Origin of the sequence: Roseburia sp. 1XD42-69 (assembly GCF_003612565.1) — a bacterium.
Taxonomy (GTDB): domain Bacteria; phylum Bacillota; class Clostridia; order Lachnospirales; family Lachnospiraceae; genus Roseburia_B.
Map to the genome: position 1 here is coordinate 24,889 of NZ_RAZG01000011.1, position 24,328 is coordinate 49,216.

At 41.2% G+C, this 24,328-nt stretch carries 19 protein-coding genes; 5 read left to right on the forward strand and 14 right to left on the reverse strand.

Annotation, left to right across the window (positions count from 1 at the left end):
- Positions 1-61: 61 nt before the first annotated feature.
- The 4 genes from D7Y06_RS07585 to D7Y06_RS07600 all read right to left on the reverse strand — a co-directional run bounded on the left by D7Y06_RS07585 (position 62) and on the right by D7Y06_RS07600 (position 3,011).
- Entirely contained in the window at positions 62-463 is a 402-nt protein-coding gene (locus tag D7Y06_RS07585; protein ID WP_120407206.1) for a hypothetical protein, read from the reverse strand.
- 60 nt (positions 464-523) lie between these two features.
- Positions 524-1,441 (reverse strand): ParM/StbA family protein, encoded by a 918-nt coding sequence (locus tag D7Y06_RS07590; RefSeq protein ID WP_120407207.1) that lies wholly within the window; start codon positions 1,439-1,441, stop codon positions 524-526.
- Positions 1,442-1,577: 136 nt separating this feature from the next.
- Positions 1,578-2,687, reverse strand: a complete 1,110-nt coding sequence (locus D7Y06_RS07595; protein WP_120407208.1) for a site-specific integrase — start codon at positions 2,685-2,687, stop codon at positions 1,578-1,580.
- Between the two features lie 126 nt (positions 2,688-2,813).
- The gene (locus D7Y06_RS07600) at positions 2,814-3,011 is read right to left on the reverse strand and encodes a DNA-binding protein (RefSeq protein WP_120407209.1); all 198 of its coding nucleotides are present in this window, start codon (positions 3,009-3,011) and stop codon (positions 2,814-2,816) included.
- 223 nt (positions 3,012-3,234) lie between these two features.
- Here D7Y06_RS07600 and D7Y06_RS07605 point away from each other — a divergent pair, with 223 nt between their 5' ends.
- On the forward strand, positions 3,235-4,446 hold the full coding sequence (locus tag D7Y06_RS07605) for a DUF6076 domain-containing protein (RefSeq protein WP_120407210.1): 1,212 nt from the start codon (positions 3,235-3,237) through the stop codon (positions 4,444-4,446).
- A 108-nt stretch (positions 4,447-4,554) separates the two neighbouring features.
- Here the strand turns inward: D7Y06_RS07605 and tuf are convergent, their stop codons facing one another.
- The 4 genes from tuf to rpsL form a co-directional block, all read right to left on the reverse strand.
- Complete coding sequence (gene tuf, locus D7Y06_RS07610) at positions 4,555-5,742, reverse strand: elongation factor Tu (RefSeq protein WP_120407211.1); 1,188 nt, start codon at positions 5,740-5,742, stop codon at positions 4,555-4,557.
- Positions 5,743-5,903: 161 nt separating this feature from the next.
- On the reverse strand, positions 5,904-8,021 hold the full coding sequence (gene fusA, locus D7Y06_RS07615) for an elongation factor G (RefSeq protein ID WP_120407212.1): 2,118 nt from the start codon (positions 8,019-8,021) through the stop codon (positions 5,904-5,906).
- A gap of 190 nt (positions 8,022-8,211) precedes the next feature.
- A complete protein-coding gene (rpsG, locus tag D7Y06_RS07620; protein WP_207667350.1) occupies positions 8,212-8,682 on the reverse strand; it encodes a 30S ribosomal protein S7 in 471 nt (156 codons plus the stop codon).
- Between the two features lie 160 nt (positions 8,683-8,842).
- A complete protein-coding gene (rpsL, locus tag D7Y06_RS07625) occupies positions 8,843-9,265 on the reverse strand; it encodes a 30S ribosomal protein S12 (RefSeq protein WP_120407214.1) in 423 nt (140 codons plus the stop codon).
- Between the two features lie 219 nt (positions 9,266-9,484).
- Between rpsL and D7Y06_RS07630 the strand changes: the two genes are divergently transcribed.
- A complete protein-coding gene (locus D7Y06_RS07630) occupies positions 9,485-10,684 on the forward strand; it encodes an AAA family ATPase (RefSeq protein ID WP_120407215.1) in 1,200 nt (399 codons plus the stop codon).
- Positions 10,685-10,779: 95 nt separating this feature from the next.
- Here D7Y06_RS07630 and D7Y06_RS07635 read toward each other — a convergent pair whose 3' ends face one another.
- From D7Y06_RS07635 to D7Y06_RS07645, 4 genes are all read right to left on the reverse strand, one after another.
- Complete coding sequence (locus D7Y06_RS07635; RefSeq protein ID WP_158591310.1) at positions 10,780-13,212, reverse strand: zinc-ribbon domain-containing protein; 2,433 nt, start codon at positions 13,210-13,212, stop codon at positions 10,780-10,782.
- 19 nt (positions 13,213-13,231) lie between these two features.
- Positions 13,232-15,490 (reverse strand): YARHG domain-containing protein, encoded by a 2,259-nt coding sequence (locus D7Y06_RS07640; protein WP_120407217.1) that lies wholly within the window; start codon positions 15,488-15,490, stop codon positions 13,232-13,234.
- 107 nt (positions 15,491-15,597) lie between these two features.
- Positions 15,598-15,756 (reverse strand): hypothetical protein, encoded by a 159-nt coding sequence (locus D7Y06_RS25900; protein ID WP_158591312.1) that lies wholly within the window; start codon positions 15,754-15,756, stop codon positions 15,598-15,600.
- A gap of 9 nt (positions 15,757-15,765) precedes the next feature.
- Positions 15,766-17,520, reverse strand: coding sequence for an Ig-like domain-containing protein (locus tag D7Y06_RS07645; RefSeq protein ID WP_120407218.1), 1,755 nt, complete (start codon positions 17,518-17,520; stop codon positions 15,766-15,768).
- A gap of 169 nt (positions 17,521-17,689) precedes the next feature.
- Here D7Y06_RS07645 and D7Y06_RS07650 point away from each other — a divergent pair, with 169 nt between their 5' ends.
- Positions 17,690-18,019, forward strand: a complete 330-nt coding sequence (locus tag D7Y06_RS07650) for a helix-turn-helix domain-containing protein (RefSeq protein ID WP_120407219.1) — start codon at positions 17,690-17,692, stop codon at positions 18,017-18,019.
- A 93-nt stretch (positions 18,020-18,112) separates the two neighbouring features.
- On the opposite strand, the gene D7Y06_RS07655 is transcribed toward D7Y06_RS07650, so the two are convergent.
- Positions 18,113-19,261 (reverse strand): serine/threonine protein kinase, encoded by a 1,149-nt coding sequence (locus tag D7Y06_RS07655; RefSeq protein ID WP_120407220.1) that lies wholly within the window; start codon positions 19,259-19,261, stop codon positions 18,113-18,115.
- 87 nt (positions 19,262-19,348) lie between these two features.
- On the opposite strand from D7Y06_RS07655, the gene D7Y06_RS07660 reads away from it, so the two are divergent.
- On the forward strand, positions 19,349-19,774 hold the full coding sequence (locus D7Y06_RS07660) for a helix-turn-helix domain-containing protein (RefSeq protein ID WP_120407221.1): 426 nt from the start codon (positions 19,349-19,351) through the stop codon (positions 19,772-19,774).
- 162 nt (positions 19,775-19,936) lie between these two features.
- Positions 19,937-20,467, forward strand: coding sequence for a hypothetical protein (locus D7Y06_RS07665; RefSeq protein ID WP_243119160.1), 531 nt, complete (start codon positions 19,937-19,939; stop codon positions 20,465-20,467).
- An 86-nt stretch (positions 20,468-20,553) separates the two neighbouring features.
- Here the strand turns inward: D7Y06_RS07665 and rpoC are convergent, their stop codons facing one another.
- Positions 20,554-24,318 carry a DNA-directed RNA polymerase subunit beta' gene (rpoC, locus tag D7Y06_RS07670; RefSeq protein WP_120407222.1) on the reverse strand — a complete coding sequence of 1,255 codons (3,765 nt, stop codon included), beginning with the start codon at positions 24,316-24,318 and terminating at the stop codon, positions 20,554-20,556.
- Positions 24,319-24,328: the final 10 nt, after the last annotated feature.

Genomic DNA, 24,328 nt, shown 5'->3' on the forward strand with positions numbered 1-24,328 from the left:
TCACTTTACCCCATTAATCGGGTGCCAACTCGGTACCATTTACACTCTATTCTTTTGCAAGCTACTCTCCCATTGAAAAAGCAAAATCCAACATATCTTCTGCAATCTCCTCTTCCGGCTCCGGTTTGGATACTTGCGTTTCATCAAGTCTTTGTTTTGTACCTTGAAAAACAGCTTTGTCGGCAAAATAATCGGTTATACCTTCTAACACCACCTCCGCAACTTTATTTGCAAACTCCTTAATCTCGTCTCCTGAGTCTTCACACTGTTTACCTGAAAACCGTTTCCTCATCGCATTTTGCAAATTACTTTGACTGCCTATCACTGCAATAAGCGCATCTGCAAGCACTTTTCCATAAGAACCATCCCTACGGTTCAACCCATGCAGATATTCCCATGCCCTGCGCTGGTTCTCATCTTCCATGCAGAATTTTACATTGGTACAGCGATATGTTCCTCTCATAAAATTTATTCCTTTCCCACAAATCAATCTATATCTTATCGGATATAGAAACAATGCAATCTATCTGCGCAATTTCTTCTCTGCCAAAATTTCATATCCCTTTGCATTGGCACAAATATCCGTAATAAAAGTCACTCCTGCCTTCTCTCCTAAATCCGAATAATTCTGAAGCAGACAGCCGCCTCCGCCAATCACATACAGGTGTACCAGTTCTTCCTTATATCCATAGTCTGTCAAACGCTTTCTGATATTTTCCGTATACTTTTTTGCAATATACTCTACTTTCTTAGCGATATTATCTGTTCTTCCCTGCAAACCTTTCCGCAGAAGCGGTTCAATCAACATTTCGGGAATATCCTCACCGCTTTCCTTTGACAATTCTTTCTGTATCTCTTTCATACAGATACCTGCGCCGAATTTATCCGTTACAAGACTTTTTTTCAACGGTTTGTTGTCAATAATCTGCATCACGTTCATGGTTCCGTTCCCAATATCCGCCAGCATATTCATTCCCAACATCGCACCTAAATTGACAACAGCCGCAAATCCCTGTGGAAATATTTCTACGCCGCACAAATGCACATGATATCTCTCTTTTCGGAACTCAAAATGCAGTTCCTGTTCTTTCATCAGATAGCGCTTAAAGTCTGCGCCCTGACTTTTCATCCATGCAAGTGGAAGTCCAGCCGCCAATGTCACATTTGCTTCATGCAGCCCTCTGAACTTCAATTCCTCTGCCAATGCCGCAAGTGTCAGAATATAAAAATCCTCAGAATCCGTTTTATTGCCCTGATATACCAAGTGCGACTCCCCAATCACATAAAATTTGTCCTTATATTTCACGAAATTTTTACTGACAATCGGTTCGTCCTCCATACATTCCACGCCTGCCCGAAATACTCTGTGTGCGGTTTTCATGTTTCCATATCCATGATCCACGCCGATAATTATTCTTGTGTTGCTTTTAAATTTCTGCATAATAAATGCCCTCCTGATTTCATGTTTATCTCTAAAACTTCTTTTCATCAGGACAAGCCTCTGCTATAATAAATTTGCAAGATTTTCATAGAAGGGCTTGTCCTTTTTATGTCACGGATTAAATTGTTCCACCAATTCAATCTGTACCTGAAATGTCCCTGTTACCAGCAGGGGCATTTTCACTTGATGCTTCATTCCGCTTTCGGTTCAGCATATCCGCAACTTTTTTCTGTTCGTTAGGATATAAATGCCCATATGTATTCAAGGTAATCTTAATATCCTTATGTCCCATGCGTTCCTTAATAACCATAGGCGCCACTCCCTGATGCGCAAGATACGCACATGCTGAATGTCTTAAGTCGTGTACCCTAATCTTTTTTACCCCAGCCCTTTGAATATGCCGTACCATCTTATGCTGCACAGCTTCTCCTACGATTGGAAACAATCTTTCGCTATCAGGAAACTCATATAGTTTATTACAATATTCCTTTATCTCCTGTGTTAAAAATTCCGGTATGTCTATTGTTCTGACCGACTGTTCCGTCTTAGGCGTTGTGATGACATCTTTTCCTTCAGCCCGGTAATAGGTTTTTGAAATGGATATTTTGTTCTCCTGAAAATTAACGTCACTTTTAAACAACGCAAGTAATTCTCCGATGCGCATCCCCGTCCAAAATAGAATCTCAAACAGCACATAATATCTGCTTCCCACCTCAATCGTATTAATGAACTGCTGATACTCCTCATAAGTCCAGAAATCCATTTTATCCGCATCTGACTTCCCCATTTTCTTTACTTTCTTGCAGGGATTGTTTGTCAGATTGTAGATGTTGGAAGCGTGAGTAAATAATGCTGTCATCTGATTCTGAAGCATCCGCAGGTATGTCTGCGAATATCCTGCCTCCCGCATTTTGTTCTGCCACTGGATAATGTCTGCCGGTGTAATTTCATTCATAGACTTTTGTTCAAAATACGGAAGAATATGCCGTTCAATCATATATCTCTTATTTTTGATTGACCGTTCCTTCAATTCACCCTGCTTATCCCTGAAATAAGTCTCAACAAAAGCCCCAACCTTCATATTCATATCTGCTTCTGTTGTGTGCATAAACTGTTCTTCATACTCTTTTGCTTCTCTTTTTGTTTTAAAACCTCTTTTGCATTTTTGTTTCTGTCTGCCCGTCCAATCGTTGTAACGAAACATACAATACCATGTTCCCCTCTGCTCATCTTTATAGACTGACATAAAATCTCCTTTCTTCTCGGGGCAGTCTGTGGTTTGTCATATAATCAATCCCGCAGAACTGCCTTTAAATTCGCATTTCATTTTATCCGCATATCCTATCTATCTGAATGATATGCCGACTTCCTGTTACGCTGTTGTCACTCCACTTTGATACCCGTAAAACTTCTTGTCCCAATATGCTCTGGGAATCTTGCCTGACACGACAATATAGCCGCTATCTTCCAGTTCTTTGTTCAACTGTCTGATAATCTTATATGCGTGTCCCTTAGAAACTCCGAGCATTTCAACAACATCCTGTGCCGTTACCATATAATTGTTATTCATCTACCTCCCTCCTCCTGCACTAACGCTGTATATTGTCAAGTTTTAATTTTATGTTTTATATTTATCTTGACTTACTTCATATGATAAATCAACGCCGAATATTTGTCAAGATAATTTTATTGAATTTATATTTATCTTGTGATAATATTGTATCTATAAGAAAAGAAATGCATTTAAAAGAGGCTATTTTACACCGTTCATCTGATAGAAAGGAATTTTAAGTATGAATTTATATTCGCCGAACATCATCAAAAATGATTTTCACTTTAATGTTGCAACCTACAGTATTAACCGCCATACTCACGAAGAAACTCTTTCTACCATTTATGATGATGAGAATACTCACAAAAGCGGGACTGCCAGCTTTATAAAAAAAGCGGCTATCCACACCGGCATCATGGAAATTCTCGATTATGATATGCCGGAAAAAGAATCCGCTGTTGTGACATTTCAGAAATTGAAGTCTGTTTTGCCGTTACTTGGCATTAACTGCACCTTTGACGAAGAAGCCTTCAATGTATATTGCTGCGAACACACACTAAAAGATATCGAAGCTTCTACCGAGCAAATCATGCCAATATTACAGTCCTGCTTTGAAAAACACCCGGCACTGTCTTATCTGTATCCTTTATTTCATATGGTAATGCGCACTTGCTATCAGCAAGCCGGAAAACCAGCCGATACGGAGCTACTTCAAGCCGCCAAACTATTATCCAAAGAAGTTGGCAGTCTTGAGACTTTATGTACACAAGCAAGAGATTATTTAGATGCGGTTATCATAGCGCCGTCAAAACAAGATGTACAACTGCCTAGCAGTACAATAGCTGAAATATACCATTCTTATTGCCTGTATGCCAGTAAGCAGGATTTTCAATCGGATGCATTATCCACTATGGAACTGAAAAACAATTTTCTATCTGACATCCGTGCCCAAAAAGACAGTTGCAATACGCAAAATTGGACAGAATATCTAAATCATGCCTCCAATCTTATTACAGATAATGCAATCGGGAAATACCCCATTACGTCATTCAAACAGTTCTTATGTATAGGCATCCGGCTGTTTCTTGAAGATGAACTCGTTATCAAAAAATGCAGACTATGTAATGGATATTTTCGTGTGAAGTATACTTCCAACCAAGAATACTGTACAAGAATATACAGAGACACTTCCACTACCTGTAATGAGTACGCCAGCCGAAAATCCTATAAGGAAAAATTATTCAGCCATCCGATTCATACGGAATTCACAAAATCATATAACAGGCTATATGCCCGTATCCGCAGAGGGAAACTGCCTGCTGACACGCCACTTATGGATCAGCTAAAAGCGCTCCATGACGAGTATACCGAAAAATATGAGAACACACATCAGAAAGACCGAGAAGCTATATGGAAAGAATATATAGAAAGAAATAAGGAACTGCTCAATTAGCGAACTTTTGTTATCATTCTGTTATCACGACTTACCAATCCCACCAAACATCGAAAAAGGACTTTCCGAGAAACCTCGGAAAGTCCCATAAATTCAATGAATTTTCAATTACTCAATAATCGTAGCCACACGACCAGAACCTACTGTACGTCCACCCTCACGAATAGCGAATGTAAGACCCTGCTCCATAGCTACCGGATGAATCAGTTCAATAGTCATCTCTACATTGTCACCAGGCATACACATCTCTGTTCCTCCCGGTAATTCGCAGACACCAGTAACGTCAGTTGTTCTGAAATAGAACTGTGGACGATAATTGTTAAAGAAAGGTGTATGACGTCCACCCTCGTCCTTTGTCAGAACGTATACCTGAGCGGTAAATTTCTGATGACAGGTAACTGTTCCGGGTTTTGCAAGAACCTGTCCACGAACGATCTGGTCACGGTTGATACCACGAAGCAATGCACCAATGTTATCACCAGCCTGTGCCTCATCCAACTGCTTACGGAACATCTCAATACCGGTAACAACAGTCTTCTGAACTTCCTCTTTTACGCCGAGAATCTCAAGTTCCTCGTTCAGGTGCAGTGTACCACGCTCTACTCTACCAGTAGCAACGGTTCCACGTCCTGTAATGGTAAATACGTCCTCTACAGGCATAAGGAAAGGCTTATCTGTATCACGCTGAGGATCAGGAATATACTCGTCAACAGTGCTCATTAATTCCATAATCTTATCGCCCCACTCGCCCTGAGGATCTTCCAGAGCTTTTAAAGCGGAACCTTTGATAATCGGGCAGCCTTCAAATCCATACTCCTCTAACTGCTCGGTTACTTCCATCTCAACTAACTCGATTAACTCTTCGTCGTCTACCATATCGCATTTGTTTAAGAAAACAACAATATAAGGTACGCCTACCTGACGTGATAATAAGATGTGCTCTTTTGTCTGAGCCATAACACCGTCAGTAGCTGCAACTACAAGGATAGCGCCGTCCATCTGAGCAGCACCGGTAATCATGTTCTTAACGTAGTCAGCATGACCTGGGCAGTCAACGTGTGCGTAATGTCTGTTGTCTGTCTCGTATTCAACGTGAGCAGTAGAGATAGTGATACCTCTTTCTCTCTCTTCGGGAGCTTTATCGATGTTCTCGAAATCTGTTGCTGTGTTACCTGCAACTCTCTCAGATAAAACTTTTGTGATAGCTGCTGTTAAAGTTGTTTTACCATGGTCAACGTGACCGATGGTTCCGATATTACAATGTGGTTTTGTTCTTTCAAATTTAGCCTTTGCCATTTCTAAACGTCCTCCTTAATTTTATGCCCTTTGGGGCTGTCTTAATTGTTTTTTCATTCAATATCTAAAAGTTACCCGGCTACCTCTGATTATATCGGAGATTGCCAGGTTTTTCAAGCTATTTTTCTTTTATAACCAAAAAATTCTAAAGAAAGCCTGTACTATTTCTCCTTGCTTGCAAGGACTTTTTCCTGTACGTTCTTTGGTACCGGTTCATACTTCTCAAAGAACATGGAATAATTGCCTCGGCCCTGTGTTTTAGAACGCAGGTCTGTGGAATACCCAAACATTTCTGCAAGGGGTACATATCCCCGGACAATCTTTCCGCCGCCTAAGTCATCCATACCTTCGATACGTCCACGACGGGAATTGATATCACCGATAACATCTCCCATATACTCTTCCGGCATAGTGACTTCCACTTTCATAATCGGCTCTAATAATACCGGTGTGGCTTTCTTCATAGCCTCTTTAAAAGCCATGGAGCCGGCAATATGGAAAGCCATCTCAGAAGAATCGACTTCATGGTAGGAACCGTCATAAACAGTAGCATGAACGCCTACCACCGGGAATCCGCCTAAAAGTCCGGCTTTTGTTGCCTCCTCGATACCTTCTCCCACAGCAGGAATATATTCCTTAGGAATGGCACCGCCCACAACTTCACTGTCAAATTTGAACAGTTCTTCGCCGTTGGCATCCATGGGCTCAAAGCGTACTTTACAATGTCCGTACTGTCCACGTCCACCAGACTGTTTTGCGTATTTGTATTCCTGGTCAACAGGTTTGGTAAATGTCTCTTTGTAGGCAACCTGAGGTGCTCCCACGTTTGCCTCTACTTTGTACTCACGAAGCAGACGGTCAACGATAATCTCCAGATGCAGCTCACCCATACCAGCGATAATAGTCTGGCCTGTCTCCGGATTTGTATGAGCACGGAAAGTAGGATCTTCCTCTGCAAGTTTTGCGAGGGCCTCACCCATCTTGCCCTGGCCGGCCTTGGTCTTAGGCTCGATTGCCAGCTCGATAACCGGTTCCGGGAATTCCATAGACTCTAAGATTACCGGATGCTGCTCGTCACAGATGGTATCACCTGTGGTGGTAAATTTAAATCCAACTGCGGCTGCAATATCACCGGAATACACTACGTCCAATTCCTGTCTCTTATTGGCATGCATCTGAAGGATACGGCCTACACGCTCTTTCTTATCCTTTGTTGCATTTAACACATAAGAGCCGGATTTCATAGTTCCGGAATACACACGGAAGAATGCAAGTTTTCCCACGAAAGGATCTGCCATAATTTTAAATGCCAGTGCGGAGAAAGGCTCCTCATCCGAGGAATGTCTCTCTACTTCATTTCCGTCTAAGTCAGTTCCTTTGATATCTGCAATATCAGTAGGAGCCGGCATATATTCCAAAACGGCATCCAACAACTTCTGAACACCTTTATTTCTGTATGCAGAACCGCAGCAAACGGGAACTGCTGTACACTCACAGGTTCCTTTTCTAAGTGCCACTTTCATATCTGCAACGGAAGGCTCTTCCCCCTCCAAATACTGCATCATCAAATCATCGTCTAATTCACAGCATTTCTCAATCAACTCTGTGTGATAGAGTTCCGCATCATCTTTCATATCATCGGGAATATCCGTGATGGTGATATCTTCGCCCTTATCATCATTATAAATATATGCTTTCATCTCAAACAAATCGATAATTCCTTTGAAATCATCTTCTTTGCCGATAGGAAGCTGTAAAATAACTGCATTTTTTCCTAACCTGGTACGAATCTGGTCCACAGCTCCGTAGAAGTTAGCTCCCAAAATGTCCATTTTGTTAATAAATGCCATTCTGGGTACGTTGTAAGTGTCAGCCTGACGCCATACATTTTCTGACTGAGGCTCAACTCCGCCCTTTGCGCAGAAAACACCTACTGCGCCGTCTAATACACGAAGTGAACGCTCTACTTCAACAGTAAAGTCAACGTGTCCTGGCGTATCAATAATATTGATACGGTGCTCCAATGCGCCTTCCTTTGGTTTGCAGTTCTCCTCCAAAGTCCAGTGACATGTTGTAGCGGCTGAAGTAATGGTAATACCTCTTTCCTGCTCCTGCTCCATCCAGTCCATAGTAGCAGTTCCTTCATGAGTATCACCAATTTTATAGTTTACACCAGTATAGTAAAGAATACGCTCTGTCAATGTAGTTTTACCCGCATCGATATGAGCCATAATACCAATGTTCCTGGTTCTCTCTAATGGATATTCTCTTCCAGCCAAGGGTTTTCCTCCTTATTTATTTGCCCACACAGTGTGGCATATGTGTGCCCCGTGGGTGCCTCCTTATTTTCTGCCCACGCAGTGCGACATACATGTGCTCTGTGGATACTCCTTAACATTGCCCACAAAGCATTGCATATTCCCCTGCGGGTACTCTTCATTTCGTCAAATTGCACAAGCACTAGAAATCCTAGAATCTGTAGTGGGCAAATGCCTTGTTTGCCTCTGCCATTTTGTGCATATCTTCTTTTTTCTTTACAGAAGCGCCTGTATTGTTTGCGGCATCCATAATCTCATTTGCCAACCTATCCTTCATGGTCTTTTCGCCCCTCTTACGGGAATAGGTGACAAGCCAACGAAGCGCTAAAGCCTGACGTCTGTCCGGTCTTACTTCGATTGGAACCTGATAGGTTGCACCGCCGATACGTCTTGCTTTTACTTCCAAAGCAGGCATAACGTTGTTCATGCACTCCTCAAATACCTCAAGAGCTGGCTTTTCTGTTTTCTCTTCTACTTTAGCAAATGCGCCGTAAACAATTTTCTGGGCAACACCTTTCTTACCATCTAACATAATATTATTGATAAGTTTAGTCACCACTTTGTTATTGTACAATGGATCTGCTAAAACGTCTCTTTTCTGAGTATGTCCTTTACGTGGCACGTTACTTCCCTCCTTAATCATCTTATTTCGATGTTTCGATTAATTCAACGGTACTCACATGTCTCTCTAATGTGTTCGTGCAGTATTTATTTCTTCAAAGTGAAATATAATCCCAACACTAACCTTTAGATTTGTCTGTGATACTATTGGCTGCTAGTTCCTATTTTTTAGCTTCTTTTGGTCTCTTTGCGCCATATTTGGAACGAGCCTGTTTTCTGTTAGCAACTCCGGCTGTATCAAGAGTACCCCTGATTACGTGGTATCTTGTACCTGGCAGGTCTTTTACCCTTCCGCCACGGATAAGAACAACGCTGTGCTCCTGTAAGTTATGTCCCTCTCCTGGGATATAGCTTGTCACTTCGATTCCGTTAGACAGACGTACTCTGGCAATTTTACGAAGCGCTGAGTTCGGCTTTTTCGGAGTAGCTGTCTTAACTGCTGTACACACGCCTCTCTTCTGAGGTGCCGCAGTGTCGATAGATTTCTTCTTCAGGGAATTGTATCCTTTCTGAAGCGCAGGTGCTGTAGACTTCTTAACAGATGTCTGACGTCCTTTTCTGACTAATTGGTTAAATGTTGGCATTAGTTTCACCTCCTGGGATCTATTTTATACTTTGCATGTGCCTTTTACGCACACTTAAATAGTATAAATACAAAAAACGGCTTTGTCAAGCCGCTTTTTTCATAAATTTTATGCGTCTCAATTATATTAGGATACAATTTCCCCCACCTTGCATAAGCTGCAAAAAATAGTTATACTATTAAAATAAGAAAAACACGAATGCCAGGGGAGGAAACCGCTATGTTTGGAAATGTTGCAATCGGCCTGCAAAGCTTTGAAAAAATCCGCACACGAAAAGCCTTTTATGCGGACAAAACAAATTTCATAAAAGAATGGTGGGAAAGCAACGATGATGCAACATTAATTACCCGTCCCAGGCGTTTTGGGAAAACTTTAAACTTGAGCATGACAGAATGTTTCTTCTCAAATAAGTATGCCGGCAGAGCAGATTTGTTCCAGGGCTGTGCCATATGGGAAAAAGAAAGCTATCGGCAGTTACAGGGCACATATCCTGTAATATTTATAAGTTTTGCAAAAGTAAAAGCCACCAATTATAAAGATATGACCTATTCTATTACTAAGATATTTTCTGATATTTACGGGCAAAACCGCTTTTTAATAGAAGGTGAACTTCTCAGTGAAAACGAAAAAAACTATTTTAATGGCATTGTTCCGGGGATGAAAAGTTCCATAGCTGCAGACGCCATCCATACATTGACAAATTTTTTAAGCAGATTTTACGGCAAAAATGTAATTATTTTACTTGATGAATACGACACCCCCATGCAGGAGGCTTGGCTTTCCGGCTACTGGGACGAAACTGCCATCTGGAGCCTGCCCCTTGCCACCGGATATCCCAAAGTGGAACATCTGGAACGGAAAGGTCGGCTGTTAAATAAAATTTATACTCTAAAACTTACAAACCTTGAAGTTGAAAGTATGTTTACCAAAATGATCCGGGGCTGGTTTAAAAATACCGCCGAGGCATACAACGGATTTATTCAGGCGCTTCTAACGGATGATGTGGATGCTATGAATGCGTTTATGAATAGAATTGCCCTGAAAAGCTTTTCCTCTTTTGACACTGCAAAAAATGCATCCTGTGAAGATGCCCCGGAACGTTTTTATCACGGCTTTGTTTTAGGACTTATGGTCGGCCTTGAAGAACGCTTTGCCATTACATCCAACAGGGAAAGCGGCTTTGGACGATATGATGTAATGCTCAGCCCGGTGAACAAAAAGAAAGACAAGGCATACATTATTGAATTTAAAGTTTTCAATCCCAAAAAGGAAAAGAATCTGGAAGAGACCGTTGCAAACGCCCTTGCTCAGATAGAGGATAAGAAATATGAGACGGAATTAACATCAAAGAGCATCCCACGGGAAAATATCAGAAAATATGGGTTTGCTTTTGCGGGGAAAAAGTGTCTGATTGGATAAGAATCATTGATTTTTGCATGGCCTTTTCTTTAGTTACGAAAACAAATACCTGGGCTGAAAGGCCCAGGCTTTTGTTTTTCAATCTTAACTTTTTACTATGAAACAAAATGTTCCAAACAATTTAATCTTGTCCCCTGTTCCACATCAAATCCGTTCACACTGTCAACAACTAAGGCGCCGTTATAGCGAAGCACCATCCAGGCTCCATTTTCAGCTTCACAAATTACAAAAATCTCCTTATCCGATTTTCCCAAAAGATAAATCGTCCCTTTGTCATCCCCGCATGTCCAATTTGCAATTTCCTGATATGCCTGGCCATATTCCCAATCCGAATAAACACTGATGCTGATGTCCCTCTTTCCATCATTCCACCGTCCCGAAAGATTTGATACATCCTCCCAGTTTGCAGATGTACTAAGCTGAGAAACTCCGTTGGTATCGTGTTCCTTCGCCATCCAGTCCATGACAAATAAAAACTGGTCATAACTGAGCAATCCTTCATACCACATATCATTTGGCGCATCCCATCTTGTAGGAAGCGTTATTTCATTCTTGCATAAACTGGGGGACGCATACATCGTTGTCCCGTCATCCACACAGCTTGCAAGCATTTCACTGTAACTTCCACTTCGCAGCATATCCCCGCTTTCTTCCTGTATCATCACCGGACAGGGGGAATACTCCAGGTATCCCTGAAACAAAATGGGAAAATCTAATGATGATGTGCCTGCAGCCGACTTTCCGTCGGTTTGTGGCGTAAGGACTATTCCACTTTCTCCTCCAGTCGTTTTCTTCGTTTCCGTTTCATCATATTCACAAATATATCCTGTTTTCCCGGGGTAATATATGGAAATATCCTCTGGCACATCATTCATCACCCACGCATTCTGATAATAAACCAGACTCATGTACTGTTCCGTATCACCATCAGAACTGTAACTGGGCTCATTTTTCATCCAAAGGCCCGCTGCCCAGGAATCTTTCCCCGGATTCAGGCTGTCGCCTTCAAATTCATTCTGGCTGTTTATCCAGTAGTAGTCTCTCCCAGCCCTACTCCGTCTGCCTCCCAGATAAAAATGAACATCCTGCATTGCCGCCCCATTAATCTGCTGGATAATATGCTGGTATTCTTCAAAGGAATTAATCTGTACCAGATAACCCCCTCTGCTGATACAGTCGTTGTAAGCCTGCGTCCATGTCATATCATTCAGGAGCAGTTCATAACGGTGTATCTGGCTGTCGTTTTTTTCTTTCTGCGACGTTTCTTTCTCTGTTTCCTTGTCAGGCGTTCCCCTGCCTGCTCCTTCTGGTTCCTGTTCGTTAATACCATCCGGTAAATCTTCTTCCAGTTCTAATGTATTGGTATCCGCACCAGAACCATAATCATTAAATATCTTTGTCAGAAGTATAGCCTGTACCAGTTCCGGCTGAATCTCGTCATTCAGGGACATGGTATAAAGTTCCCCTTTTCCCTCGTCATAGGATACCAAAAACTGGGCTTTCACTTCTGCGGTTTCATCCTCATACATACAGTTTCCGCTAAATTCCACCACATCCTGATTCTCTTCCGATTTGAAATATTCCCATTTACAGTCTCCAAAGAAGTCATCAAACGCATCCCCATAAGAAATATCCGGATATGCTTCCGGACAAGCCTCTTTTACAAAACGGACGTATTTCTGTCCGCCAAATACGCCTTGCCACCACAAGCCATACCAGACAAGAAAAATGCCAAATATAACGGCCAGAATCCCTAAAATGCTTTTGAAAACAGACAGCATGGAATTTATTCTCTCATTTTCAAATGCATTTATTGGTGCTTCCGGTTCAAGAAACTTCAAAAGATTGCCTGCAATGGTTTCCTGTTCCAGAACAGTTTTGTAATTACTTTTCTTAGCATTCAAAACCGGAATCTTATTATCAATTGTAATTACATATGCAGACTTTCTGCCTTTGATACAAATATTTCTGTTCTCATCCTGGTAGACACTTTTTATGGCAGAAGAATGTAACTGGTTAAAAATCTGCATAAACGCCTGCTCATCATTTACCCGTATTAAATTTAAATATCTATCAGCTTTCACCGACTTTTTCATTAATGCAAAAGGCATGATTACTTCAAATAATGTATAGAATATTCCACATGCGAAAAGTCCCAGGGCTGACATGGCTTCAAGCCACATCATTAACCCGTCTTTGCCCGACAGCATATCATCTATATGCATGACAGTTCCTCTTACCATCAGAACTAAAACGGCAAGAAGCAGCAGCGCTCCGGTTACTTTCCATACCCACAGGCTTTTTTTCGCCTTTTGCGTATCCTTACTGATATCATCAAAGTCTTTTTCTACCCATATAGCGGGCTGAGATTCTTCCATTTCTTGTGTATTTGTCTCTTTTACCTCTGTTTCTTCTACATCCCATTTTTGATATGTACTATTATTGTCTTCTTTTGATACGGGCTTTCCACATGTAGGACAAAAGAGTGTGCCCTCTTCCAGTTTACTGCCGCAATTTGTACAAAACATACTTTGCCTCCATCCCTTTTTACTTATATCCCATCTCAGATTCATAATTTGAAATTAAATCAAGATTGGCTTTCTCATAATCGTTTAATACAGAATCATCAAATTCATCTGCCCCATACATTCCCTCATACCAGCTAAACTGCTCAAAGTATTCCTGCAACTCGTCATCCTGAAAAATTCTTCCATGCCTGGCATAAATCTCATTTCTGGCAATGCGGCATTCTTCCGCAGACAATTCCTGCAAATCAGTCTGATCCAGATAGACGCTGTCACTACCTGGCAAAATGTATTCTTCCCAGTAATCGTTCTCATTTTCTTCATCCTCATTTTCAAAAAAAACCAATTCATCATTGGTACTTTCGTCAAAAATCAACTGGTTTTTTTCAAAAACTTTCTGTACTCCAGCTTCTTCAAATTTTTCACAAAGCATAGAATAGATTCCCATCTCTTCTAACTCTTCATATTCACTATTTATTTCTTCATTATCAAAATTTCCTTTCTTTCTCACCGTGCCATCTTCGTTATAAAGCGTACCCTTTCCATTCATTTTATCCCTTTTAAACTCTCCTTCATATTCAGGAATTCCCGCAAGCGCATAGTAAAGGGTTCCTTTCCCATGAAATTGGCCACTTTTAAATTCTCCCCGATACCACAATGTGCCATATCCCCCATAAAGCGCTCCCTTCCCGGAAAAATTATCTTTTTTATACTCTCCTTCATAAGAAATAATCGGCTCAATCACTGCATAATTTGTACGAACATAAAATGCATCTTCCAAATTTATTGCTTCATAACATTTTGCTATATATATCAACTCTGCAGCCTTATCTTTTTCGAATAAATTTTCAATTACCTGATTTTTTTCATCTTTGTTATAATACTGAAAATACTGTTCCTCATACTCAATCCAGCTATTCCCATATAGTTCCAAAATGTTATGTATGTCTGCACAATTGTACATGACACACTTGCCTGATTTTACGCCATTTTCATAACTCCCCATTTCAAAAACTATTGAAGCCGGAGAAGTCACAGAAAAAAGTACTCCTTTTCCATTCATCCGCCCTTCTTTAAATCCACCTGCATACAGCAATCTCATTCCTGTGTCCCGGATGCAAAAAAATGCGCCCTCTCCATCCGGCTTATTGTCTTTCACATCCCCCAAATAGTAGACAATCGTTGTAATATCCTCAACCTCTAAATCATCCTTTGCTTTAGATGATACCTCATAATATTGTCCTTTAGAAAAAAATATTTTTTTATCTTTTTTTAATTCCATCCGTCGAAAATCGGAATCTGCCAAAACGTTTTTTCCCTCTGATGACGCTACTTTTTTACGCAAACGTTTGGAAACTCCTGCTTCCTTTAAAACATCATCCAACATTCGGATTTCCGCCTTCTGACCCGATTTTGCCGTATCATAAAACTCATTGATTCCACTGACAAAGGATTTTACGCCTTCCATATAGTACGGATTTTCGTTGTAGGCATATTTTTTCAATGAATTCTCTATTGCCTCTACATTATGAGAAAGAATAGTTTCAGTTGCATTCTCCCTTTGTGCACTTTTATCCAATTCAACGTTTTCTTTAACTTTATTTGCATCAATATTTTCTAATGGTTGGGATGTATCCTCATCTTCCGTTTCTTCCTTTTGCTCCGTCACATCAATAAAATTTTCTGTTTCTGCTGCTTCTGTAGCCAACTCTGATTTTTCCGATTTTGTATCAGCAGAGGATATTTGTGATGTATTATTATCTGCACCTGAAGGCATCGAACCCAAAATAAACAGAGCAATTGTAGCAAACAATGTAATCCATGTGTTACGAATTTTCTTTTTTCTGTTTACAATATCTTTGTTTTTACACAAAAAACTGCATCTCATGATAAATAAGACAATGCCAGGTATTGTACACAAAAACAACCCAAATAAAATTGCGGGAACGGATAGATACCATTTCAATTTCTCTTGTTCCCCATTTGCTTTATTCATATTCTGCATTTCTCTTACATTTTGTGTTTCATCATTTTTTTGCATTTTCTGTTCTTCTTTTTTTGCTTCTCTATTGCTAACGCCATCCTTGATTCCCTTATCATACTCTCTGCGACGTACCGGATCTGACAATATTTCAAATGCCACATTAATTTCCTGCATTTTTTCCAAATCTCCTGATTCCGCATTATCTGGATGATATTTTGCAACTTGAACCTTATAGGCAGCCTTAATCACTTCACTCGAAGCATTCTCTGCAATTTCCAATAATTCATAATAAGTCATAACATTCTCCCAAGATTTTACCTGCTTAGAATTTTCTAAAATAAAAACTGACAGAAAATACGACAAACATTTTCCATCAGTTTTTTAGAAATCTTAAACTTGATGTTCTATCCTATAATTGCACCTATAATAACAGCCGCAATTGCAAAACAAATAAACCATTCTGTCAGTACCGCAACAAAGCCAAAATACATCACAGGAACAATTTTATGATACAATCTATTAATCACTATTGTCACCACTACTAATAATATTAATAAAAACATAATTCCCTCCTAACCTTTTTTGATTTTGACAGTACTTTTCTGTCCTTTGTTTCTAAACAGTTTTTTATATTTTGACAGTTTAGACGAAGGAACTTTTATCACTGCCTTTGCATGTATATTTTTCAATGCATTCTTTCCAACTTTGTTCAGTTTCTTAGTCTGAATAGTAATTGTTTTTAACTTTTTGCTATTATAAAACGCTTCATTTCCAATTGTTTTCACATTTGTTCCCACAGTAATTTTGTTCATTTTTTTCAGATTTGCAAAAGTTCTTTTTCCAATTTCTGTAACTTTATAGGAATAACCGTCAATCTTGACTGTATTGGGGACTTTATAAACAGACTGGTTTTTATTACTCACCCCATAAACAGCTACTGTTCCCCCTCCATAGGAATCCGATGTGACTTTATATTTCAGTTTATTTATGGTCTTTTTCTCTCCCGCAAAATGGGACTCTGTCAATATCACCGTACAGGACTGTGTCAGATTACTACCGTCATTTGTCCGACATGTAATAATTGCCGTTCCAGCCTTATAAGGTGTCAGCTTACAGGTTGCTGGCTCTACGGAAATTACTGCTGGGTTACTGCTTGTGAAAGTAACGCTGCAATTATCCGCATCTTTTGGAAAAACAGTTGCAGTTATCTTACAGCCATCATACTCATCGTCCCAAGAATTTTCTTCCAACTCTGCAATATCCCACGTTTTGGATTGCTTGTCCAGTTCCAGCCGCGTTACATAAGCAGGCAGAACACTAACCTGACAGAATGCCTGTATTCCACTGCCGTCGTTTGCTGTTGCCGATATCATTGCAGTTCCACCCATTAAGGCAGTGACAAGTCCTTCTTCCGACACAATGGCTACAGACGGATTAGAACTGGTATATGTAACAGTTTTATCAACTGCCAAATCCGGTGAAACTGATGCTGTGAGCAATACCTGTCCGCCTTTATTTAACGTTAAATTGTTCTCATTCAAGGTAATACTTGAAACCCTGGTATTAGAAACAAGAAAAGAAGCAATTACCTTTGAAGTACTTCCATATTCCGGATTCGCAGATACATATAAATGATATGTCATCCCCTGCTCCAAATAATATAGATTACTGTTTAAATTGTTATCATCAAATAATTCCTGAACATCTGTCCCGTCTTTATATGTAAGCCGATATTTTGCTGTTCCATTTATACAATCTGTAATTATTCTATATTTTCCCGTATTGGGCGCTACAAATTTATTGGCACTTCCATTATAAATATAATACGAATCTGTATAATATTTATTTAACTCAATCATCCTCTTATTTCCAGATACATCTTTTGTTTCACATATAAACCTAAATGTGCAAACATCTGTTTTTTCTGAATTAATAAAAAAATAGTAATCATTATTTCCCCCAATGTGAAAATCCCAAAAAAATGTCTGTTGGCCCAATTTCACCTGATTTTCATTAGAACCATAACCGTGTCCTTGCAATTCCTTATCTAAAACTTTAATAGAACCATTTATTTCATAATATCCTTCAATTTGAGTATACTTATCAAATCCAGCTCCAATACACACTGTATTCGCGGGTACATGAAGCTTCACCCATCCTTCTGCCGTAGTAGTTGTATATTCTTTTTCCAATTCCACATCTACAGCCAAAGACCAACGCTCTCCTCCTGTAACAGTTTCCCCTGCCTTTACAATCTTGGGAAAAAACAGACACACTATAACACAAATAGCCATTACTCCCAGTTCTTTCATTATTCGTTTTAACATTCCCTAACTCCTCCTTGAATTATTTATTCTTCCCAAATTCTTTAAATCATTATAACTTATTCTTTGTTTATTTACAACTAAAAGTTATTATTATTACACCCTTTAGTTAGTTAATAATTTTCCTCAAATTGTTTAAAATAAAAACATCAACGGGAAAGGCAGGTTCCATATGGACAGAAAAGCACTAGGAAAAAGAATCCGCACAGAGCGTTCCAAAAGGAATCTCACCCAGGAGCAACTGGCAGAAGCTGTGGGTGTTTCCACCACATATATTGGCTTTGTAGAACGGGGAGAACGGACTGTCACTCTGGAAAAGTTAATTGACATAGCAAATGTCCTTCACGTCTCTATTGACTTTCTTATTGAGGATTCCATAAACGCCCCTCCCAACACTGATTTTTTACTCCTTGAAACCTTCTGGATGAAGGCTTCCCCAAAAGAACAGTCCATGATTCTTGACCTGATAAGCACTCTATTGCGCCATTCACAAAACAACTAAGGCTTACCGAATCCACTCCGATAAGCCTTAGTATATACAATTCTTTATTCTTTTTGGTATGCTGCCAGCATACATAATTACAAATTTTTCCAATTACTGTATCAGAGTATGAATCATACACTCTTCCACATAAGATTCTATTCCAATTCCCATACAAAACAAGAAAAACCAGATAAAAACTACAATGATAACTTTTTTTATTAAACCAATTTTCCGGACAAAGGGCAAAGTCTCCACCCAATCCAGAAAAAAGAATGCCGCAAACACAGATACCCATACCCCTAAAACCATTGCCGCCAATTCTAATACGGCTGTCTGAAAAGTCTGGGAATGTTTCATTACACTTTCCACGCTAAAAATAAATCCCGCAAAGTAATAGTAAATCGCCACCGCTTTTTTCCAAGTTTTTCCTGTACGAAATCCCGGTATGACAGAAAGCACTTTTGTTAAGGGCTTTTCCTCTATATGAATAGACTGCAGTTCCTTCAAAAGTTCTTCCGCCGACTGATACCTTAATTCCGGCTCCATGCGGGTACATTTCTGTATTACTTTCCCCGGCTTTCCTTCCTTAAAACACTGCTCATAGGGAAGTTTCCCAGTCAGCATCACATTTAAAACCACCCCAAAACTATAAATATCCGTTCTTGCGTCACTTTGTGAAAAGCCAAACTGCTCCGGAGCCGCATAGCCTGCCGTCCCCAAAAATTCCGTATCACGCCCCTGTTTTTCCTTATAAATTCTTCCAATGTCAAAATCTATAACCTTAACCACGCCATCCGACGATATTAAAATATTACCGGGGTTTAAATCCCTGTGTACCAGATTTAACCCGTGTACAGTACATAGCCCCTCTGCAAGCTGCTTTGAAAATCCCAACGCTTCTTTTCCGGTAAGATTTGTTTTTTCCTCAATGTAATCTTCCAAAGTTTTCCCGCTGATATACTCCATCACAACAAGAGCGTCTTTTTTCCCTTCTGCAACATAAAAAATATGTACCAGATTTCTGTGCTCCACATCCAAGAGACGCTCATACACAGAAGCTCTCTCTTTTGATATATGTTTTAAAACCACAAGCTCCCCTGTAACAATATCCTTTGACAGATAAGTAGATCCTTTCTCAGAGTCTCCCAGCACATCCAATGTTTGAAACCGTACCTCCAGATATTCATACTCCATCTCTCCCCTTCTTTCCGTACCGTCTGTTTTGGCAGTACCACATTCCTCTCCAAAAACTTGACCCATTTAACTTTCCAATTTATAATGAGTGTATCATTTTTTCCAAAATATGGCAAATACTGCTAGAAATCTGATAACAGAAAAGAGGCCCCCATGAAAAAGAACACCCAGGAATTATTAGAAATCCTAAACTCCACAGATAAAATCGAAACCTACCTGTCAAATTTCCCGGAAGTCGTCCCCCAGGAACCGCTTCCCATTGCCCTGGAAAAACTGCTGTCCGAAAAAAATCTGAAAAAAAGCCAGTGCATAAAAACTTCCGGACTGCCCCGTACATACGCATACCAGATATTCTCCGGGGAACGCACCCCTTCCCGGGACAAGCTGCTTGCCCTGTGCCTTGCCATGCATCTGACGCCAACGGAAGTCCATACCCTCTTTTGCGCCACCGGATACCCGGACCTTTACGCCAAAAATCAGAGGGACAGTGTTTATATATTTGCATTTAACAAACACCTTTCTCCTATTGAAACAAATGAATTACTGATGGAATTAAAAATGGATTTGATGGAAATCTGACTTTAATTGGCAAACTTTTTCCATCCATTTTTCTAAATTACTATAGACTTTTATTCCCGGATATGCTATATTATAGCTGTAAATTAATTTATGTGCATAAGAAAATACACTAATAAAAAACAATAAGCAAAAAAGTGTCACCATTAAGGAGGGGAATCTATCATGACAGATAGCGAAAAACTTGATCTCATCCTATCCAACATGCAATATATGAACAACGATATTTCCGATTTAAAATCTGACATGCAGGGTGTCAAAAGCGAAATCTCTGATTTAAAATCTGACATGCAGGGTGTCAAAAGTGAAATCTCTGATTTGAAATCCGACATGCAGGGCGTCAAAAGCGAAATCTCTGATTTGAAGTCTGACATGCAGGGCGTCAAAAGCGAAATCTCTGATTTGAAATCCGACATGCAGGGCGTCAAAAGCGAAATCTCTGATTTGAAGTCCGACATGCAGGATATCAAACAGCAAACTTCAAAAATTGACAACAAACTGACTCAGACCAATTTAACCCTCGAAAACGAAATCCGCACCAATATTAAGCGTGTGGCGGAAGGGCATCTGGATTTATCCAGGAATCTGCATCTGGCCATTGAACGTGACAGTGAAAAAGAAATGTTGGCTATTCGTGTCAGCGTTCTTGAAAGTGAAATGCGCCAAATAAAAGACCGCTTAGATCAAACAGCCTGAATTTCTCCACAAAAAAGGATTTTCAACCACCGACATGGATTGAAAATCCTTTTTTCATTTAAATATTTTTACTATTCTGTTACCATTTATGCTTCTGTTGTCTCTAAAACCTCTTCCAATTCTAAATCCATCTCCGCCTCGGCAACCATTTCATCTTCAGATTCCGCTCCGGCCTCTGTTTCGTCTTCAGCTAAAGCATCAGCATCCGCTTCACCTTCGGCCTCCTCGTCCATTTCCTCATCGAAATCCTCAAAGTCCTCAAAATCATCCATAAAATCCAGATAATCATCTTCATTAATATCGGAATCCAATGTCAAATCACGGTAACGTCTCATACCTGTTCCTGCAGGAATCAGTTTACCGATAATAACATTTTCTTTCAGTCCGATTAAGGGGTCAACCTTCCCTTTAATGGCCGCTTCCGTAAGCACCTTGGTTGTTTCCTGGAAGGACGCTGCGGAGAGGAAGGAATTGGTTGCCAGGGACGCCTTTGTGATACCAAGGAGCACCTGTTTGCCCTCTGCGGGCTCTAATCCTTCTTTTTCCAGCATTTCGTTGGTATCCTCAAACTCAAGAATATCCACCAGAGTACCCGGTAAAAATTCCGAATCCCCGTTATTTTCAATGCGGACTTTCTTAAGCATCTGGCGCACAATCACCTCAATATGCTTATCACTGATTTCCACGCCCTGGAGACGGTATACACGCTGAACCTCTTTCAGCATATAATCCTGCACCGCACGGACACCTTTTATCTTTAAGATATCGTGGGGATTTACAGAACCTTCCGTAAGTTCATCTCCGGCCTCCAACTCAGCGCCGTCCATAATCTTAATTCGTGAGCCATAGGGAATTAAATATGTCTTTGCCTCCCCTGTCTCACTGTTGGTAACAACAATCTCCCGTTTCTTCTTTGTATCACGGATTTCCGCTTTTCCGGCAAACTCCGTAATAATTGCAAGTCCTTTCGGTTTCCTTGCCTCAAAAATCTCCTCCACACGGGGAAGACCCTGGGTAATATCGTCACCTGCCACACCGCCGGTATGGAAGGTACGCATGGTAAGCTGTGTACCCGGCTCACCGATAGACTGGGCTGCAATAATACCTACCGCCTCACCTACCTGCACCGCCTGGCCTGTCGCCATATTTGCACCGTAGCACTTTGCACAGATACCGTTGTGGGAACGACAGGTAAGAATGGTACGGATTTTCACTCTGTCAATAGGATTGCCCTTCTCGTTTACCCCTTTTGACATAATCTCTGCGGCGCGCCTTGGGGTAATCATATGGTTTGCCTTTACAATCACATTGCCTTCGGCATCACAGATGGTATTGCAGGAAAAACGCCCGGTAATCCTCTCCTGGAGATTTTCGATTTCTTCCTTGCCATCCATAAATGCTGACACCCACATACCTGGGATTTCTTTCCCTGTGCCTTCCGTACAGTCTGACTCACGGACAATCAGCTCCTGGGAAACGTCAACCATCCTTCTGGTAAGATAACCGGAGTCTGCGGTACGGAGGGCCGTATCGGAAAGTCCTTTCCGGGCTCCATGGGCAGACATAAAGTACTCCAAAACATCCAAACCTTCACGGAAATTGGACTTAATGGGCAGCTCAATGGTACGTCCTGTGGTGTCCGCCATCAATCCGCGCATACCTGCAAGCTGTTTAATCTGCTTATCAGAACCACGGGCACCGGAATCCGCCATCATAAAGATGTTGTTATAAGTGTCCAGTCCTCCAAGGAGGGCTGCCGTCAGCTCATCGTCCGTCTCTTTCCAGGTCTCTACAACCTCTTTGTAACGCTCCTCGTCCGTAATCAAGCCCCTCTTATACTGGCGCATAATTTTATCTACCGTATTCTGGGCATCCTCAATCATCTGAGGTTTCTGAGGGGGCACAGTCATATCGGATATGGATACGGTCATAGCCGCCCTGGTGGAATATTTGTAACCAATAGATTTAATATCGTCCAAAACTTCCGCTGTGGTTGTGGCGCCGTGGACATTAATAACCTTTTCCAGCACTTTCTTAAGCTGCTTCTTTCCCACATGGAAATCCACTTCTATTTTAAATTCGTTTTCCGGATCGCTTCTGTCCACAAATCCCAAATCCTGGGGAATGATTTCATTAAATAAAAATCTTCCTAAGGTAGACTCTGTGATACCGTATTTTGTTGTGCCGTCAGGCATCTTCTTTTCCATTCTCACTTTAATTTTGGAATGGAGGGTGAGAGATTTATTCTCATAGGCCAAAATCGCCTCGTTTACACTCTTAAAATATTTTCCCTCTCCTAAAGCTCCCGGCCTCTCCTGGGTCAGATAATAAATACCCAAAACCATATCCTGGGAGGGAACTGCCACAGGGCCGCCGTCGGAAGGCTTTAACAGGTTGTTTGGTGAGAGCAGCATAAAGCGGCACTCCGCCTGGGCTTCCACCGACAGGGGAAGATGCACAGCCATCTGGTCACCGTCAAAGTCCGCATTGTAAGCTGTACACACAAGGGGATGCAGCTTAATGGCCTTGCCTTCCACCAAGATAGGCTCAAATGCCTGAATACCAAGCCTGTGCAGTGTGGGGGCACGGTTTAACATAACCGGATGCTCTTTGATCACTTCTTCCAGCACATCCCATACCTCAGGCTGTAAGCGCTCCACTTTCTTTTTTGCGCTCTTGATATTGTGGGCTGTGCCGTTTGCCACAAGCTCCTTCATAACAAAAGGCTTAAACAGCTCGATTGCCATCTCTTTCGGCAGGCCGCACTGGTAAATTTTAAGTTCCGGCCCAACCACGATAACGGATCGCCCGGAATAATCCACACGTTTTCCCAAAAGGTTCTGACGGAAACGCCCGGATTTTCCCTTTAACATATCGGAAAGGGATTTTAAAGCCCTGTTTCCAGGCCCGGTCACTGGTCTTCCCCTGCGCCCGTTGTCTATAAGTGCGTCCACCGCCTCCTGGAGCATACGCTTTTCATTCCGCACAATAATATCCGGCGCACCCAGCTCCAAAAGACGTCTCAGACGGTTATTTCTGTTAATAATCCTTCTGTACAAATCATTTAAATCAGATGTAGCAAAACGGCCGCCGTCCAACTGCACCATGGGACGAAGATCCGGAGGAATTACCGGAACCACTGTCATAATCATCCACTCCGGCCTATTTCCGGACTCCCGGAATGCCTCTACCACTTCCAGCCTCTTAATGATTCTGGCACGTTTCTGCCCCGTGGCATCCCGCAGTTCCGCTTTTAACTCTGCGGCGTCTTTTTCCAAATCAATAGACTGCAAAAGCTCTAAAATTGACTCCGCCCCCATGCCGACACGGAAAGCATTTCCATACTGTTCCCTGGCTTCCTGGTACTCCGCCTCCGATAATACCTGCTTGTATGTGAGATTGGTATTTCCGGATTCCAACACAATATAGGATGCAAAATACAGCACCTTCTCCAGTGTTCTGGGAGATAAATCCAATATAAGGCCCATACGGCTTGGAATCCCTTTAAAATACCAGATATGGGATACCGGAGCGGCAAGTTCAATATGACCCATGCGCTCCCTGCGGACGCTTGCCTTTGTGATCTCAACCCCGCACCTGTCGCAGACTACACCTTTATAACGGATTTTCTTATATTTTCCACAATGACATTCCCAGTCTTTGCTGGGCCCAAAAATCTTCTCGCAAAACAGGCCGTCTTTTTCCGGTTTCAGCGTTCTGTAGTTTATGGTCTCAGGCTTTTTCACCTCACCTTTAGACCATTCCCTGATTTTTTCCGGGGACGCCAGGCCAATCTGAATGGCATCAAAAGCGATTGGCTGGTATGTCTCCTTCTTCATCGTCTCTGGCATTGCTGACACT

Bases quoted from the DNA above. Each gene is read 5' to 3' on its own strand.
- D7Y06_RS07595 (WP_120407208.1), bottom strand. From the start codon at position 2,687: ATGTCAGTCTATAAAGATGAGCAGAGGGGAACATGGTATTGTATGTTT.
- rpoC (WP_120407222.1), bottom strand. From the start codon at position 24,318: ATGCCAGAGACGATGAAGAAGGAGACATACCAGCCAATCGCTTTTGAT.
- D7Y06_RS07660 (WP_120407221.1), top strand. From the start codon at position 19,349: ATGAAAAAGAACACCCAGGAATTATTAGAAATCCTAAACTCCACAGAT.
- D7Y06_RS07590 (WP_120407207.1), bottom strand. From the start codon at position 1,441: ATGCAGAAATTTAAAAGCAACACAAGAATAATTATCGGCGTGGATCAT.
- D7Y06_RS07650 (WP_120407219.1), top strand. From the start codon at position 17,690: ATGGACAGAAAAGCACTAGGAAAAAGAATCCGCACAGAGCGTTCCAAA.
- D7Y06_RS07665 (WP_243119160.1), top strand. From the start codon at position 19,937: ATGACAGATAGCGAAAAACTTGATCTCATCCTATCCAACATGCAATAT.
- D7Y06_RS25900 (WP_158591312.1), bottom strand. From the start codon at position 15,756: ATGTTTTTATTAATATTATTAGTAGTGGTGACAATAGTGATTAATAGA.
- D7Y06_RS07640 (WP_120407217.1), bottom strand. From the start codon at position 15,490: ATGACTTATTATGAATTATTGGAAATTGCAGAGAATGCTTCGAGTGAA.
- D7Y06_RS07600 (WP_120407209.1), bottom strand. From the start codon at position 3,011: ATGAATAACAATTATATGGTAACGGCACAGGATGTTGTTGAAATGCTC.
- D7Y06_RS07645 (WP_120407218.1), bottom strand. From the start codon at position 17,520: ATGTTAAAACGAATAATGAAAGAACTGGGAGTAATGGCTATTTGTGTT.
- D7Y06_RS07655 (WP_120407220.1), bottom strand. From the start codon at position 19,261: ATGGGTCAAGTTTTTGGAGAGGAATGTGGTACTGCCAAAACAGACGGT.
- D7Y06_RS07635 (WP_158591310.1), bottom strand. From the start codon at position 13,212: ATGTTTTGTACAAATTGCGGCAGTAAACTGGAAGAGGGCACACTCTTT.
- D7Y06_RS07605 (WP_120407210.1), top strand. From the start codon at position 3,235: ATGAATTTATATTCGCCGAACATCATCAAAAATGATTTTCACTTTAAT.
- rpsL (WP_120407214.1), bottom strand. From the start codon at position 9,265: ATGCCAACATTTAACCAATTAGTCAGAAAAGGACGTCAGACATCTGTT.
- tuf (WP_120407211.1), bottom strand. From the start codon at position 5,742: ATGGCAAAGGCTAAATTTGAAAGAACAAAACCACATTGTAATATCGGA.
- D7Y06_RS07630 (WP_120407215.1), top strand. From the start codon at position 9,485: ATGTTTGGAAATGTTGCAATCGGCCTGCAAAGCTTTGAAAAAATCCGC.
- D7Y06_RS07585 (WP_120407206.1), bottom strand. From the start codon at position 463: ATGAGAGGAACATATCGCTGTACCAATGTAAAATTCTGCATGGAAGAT.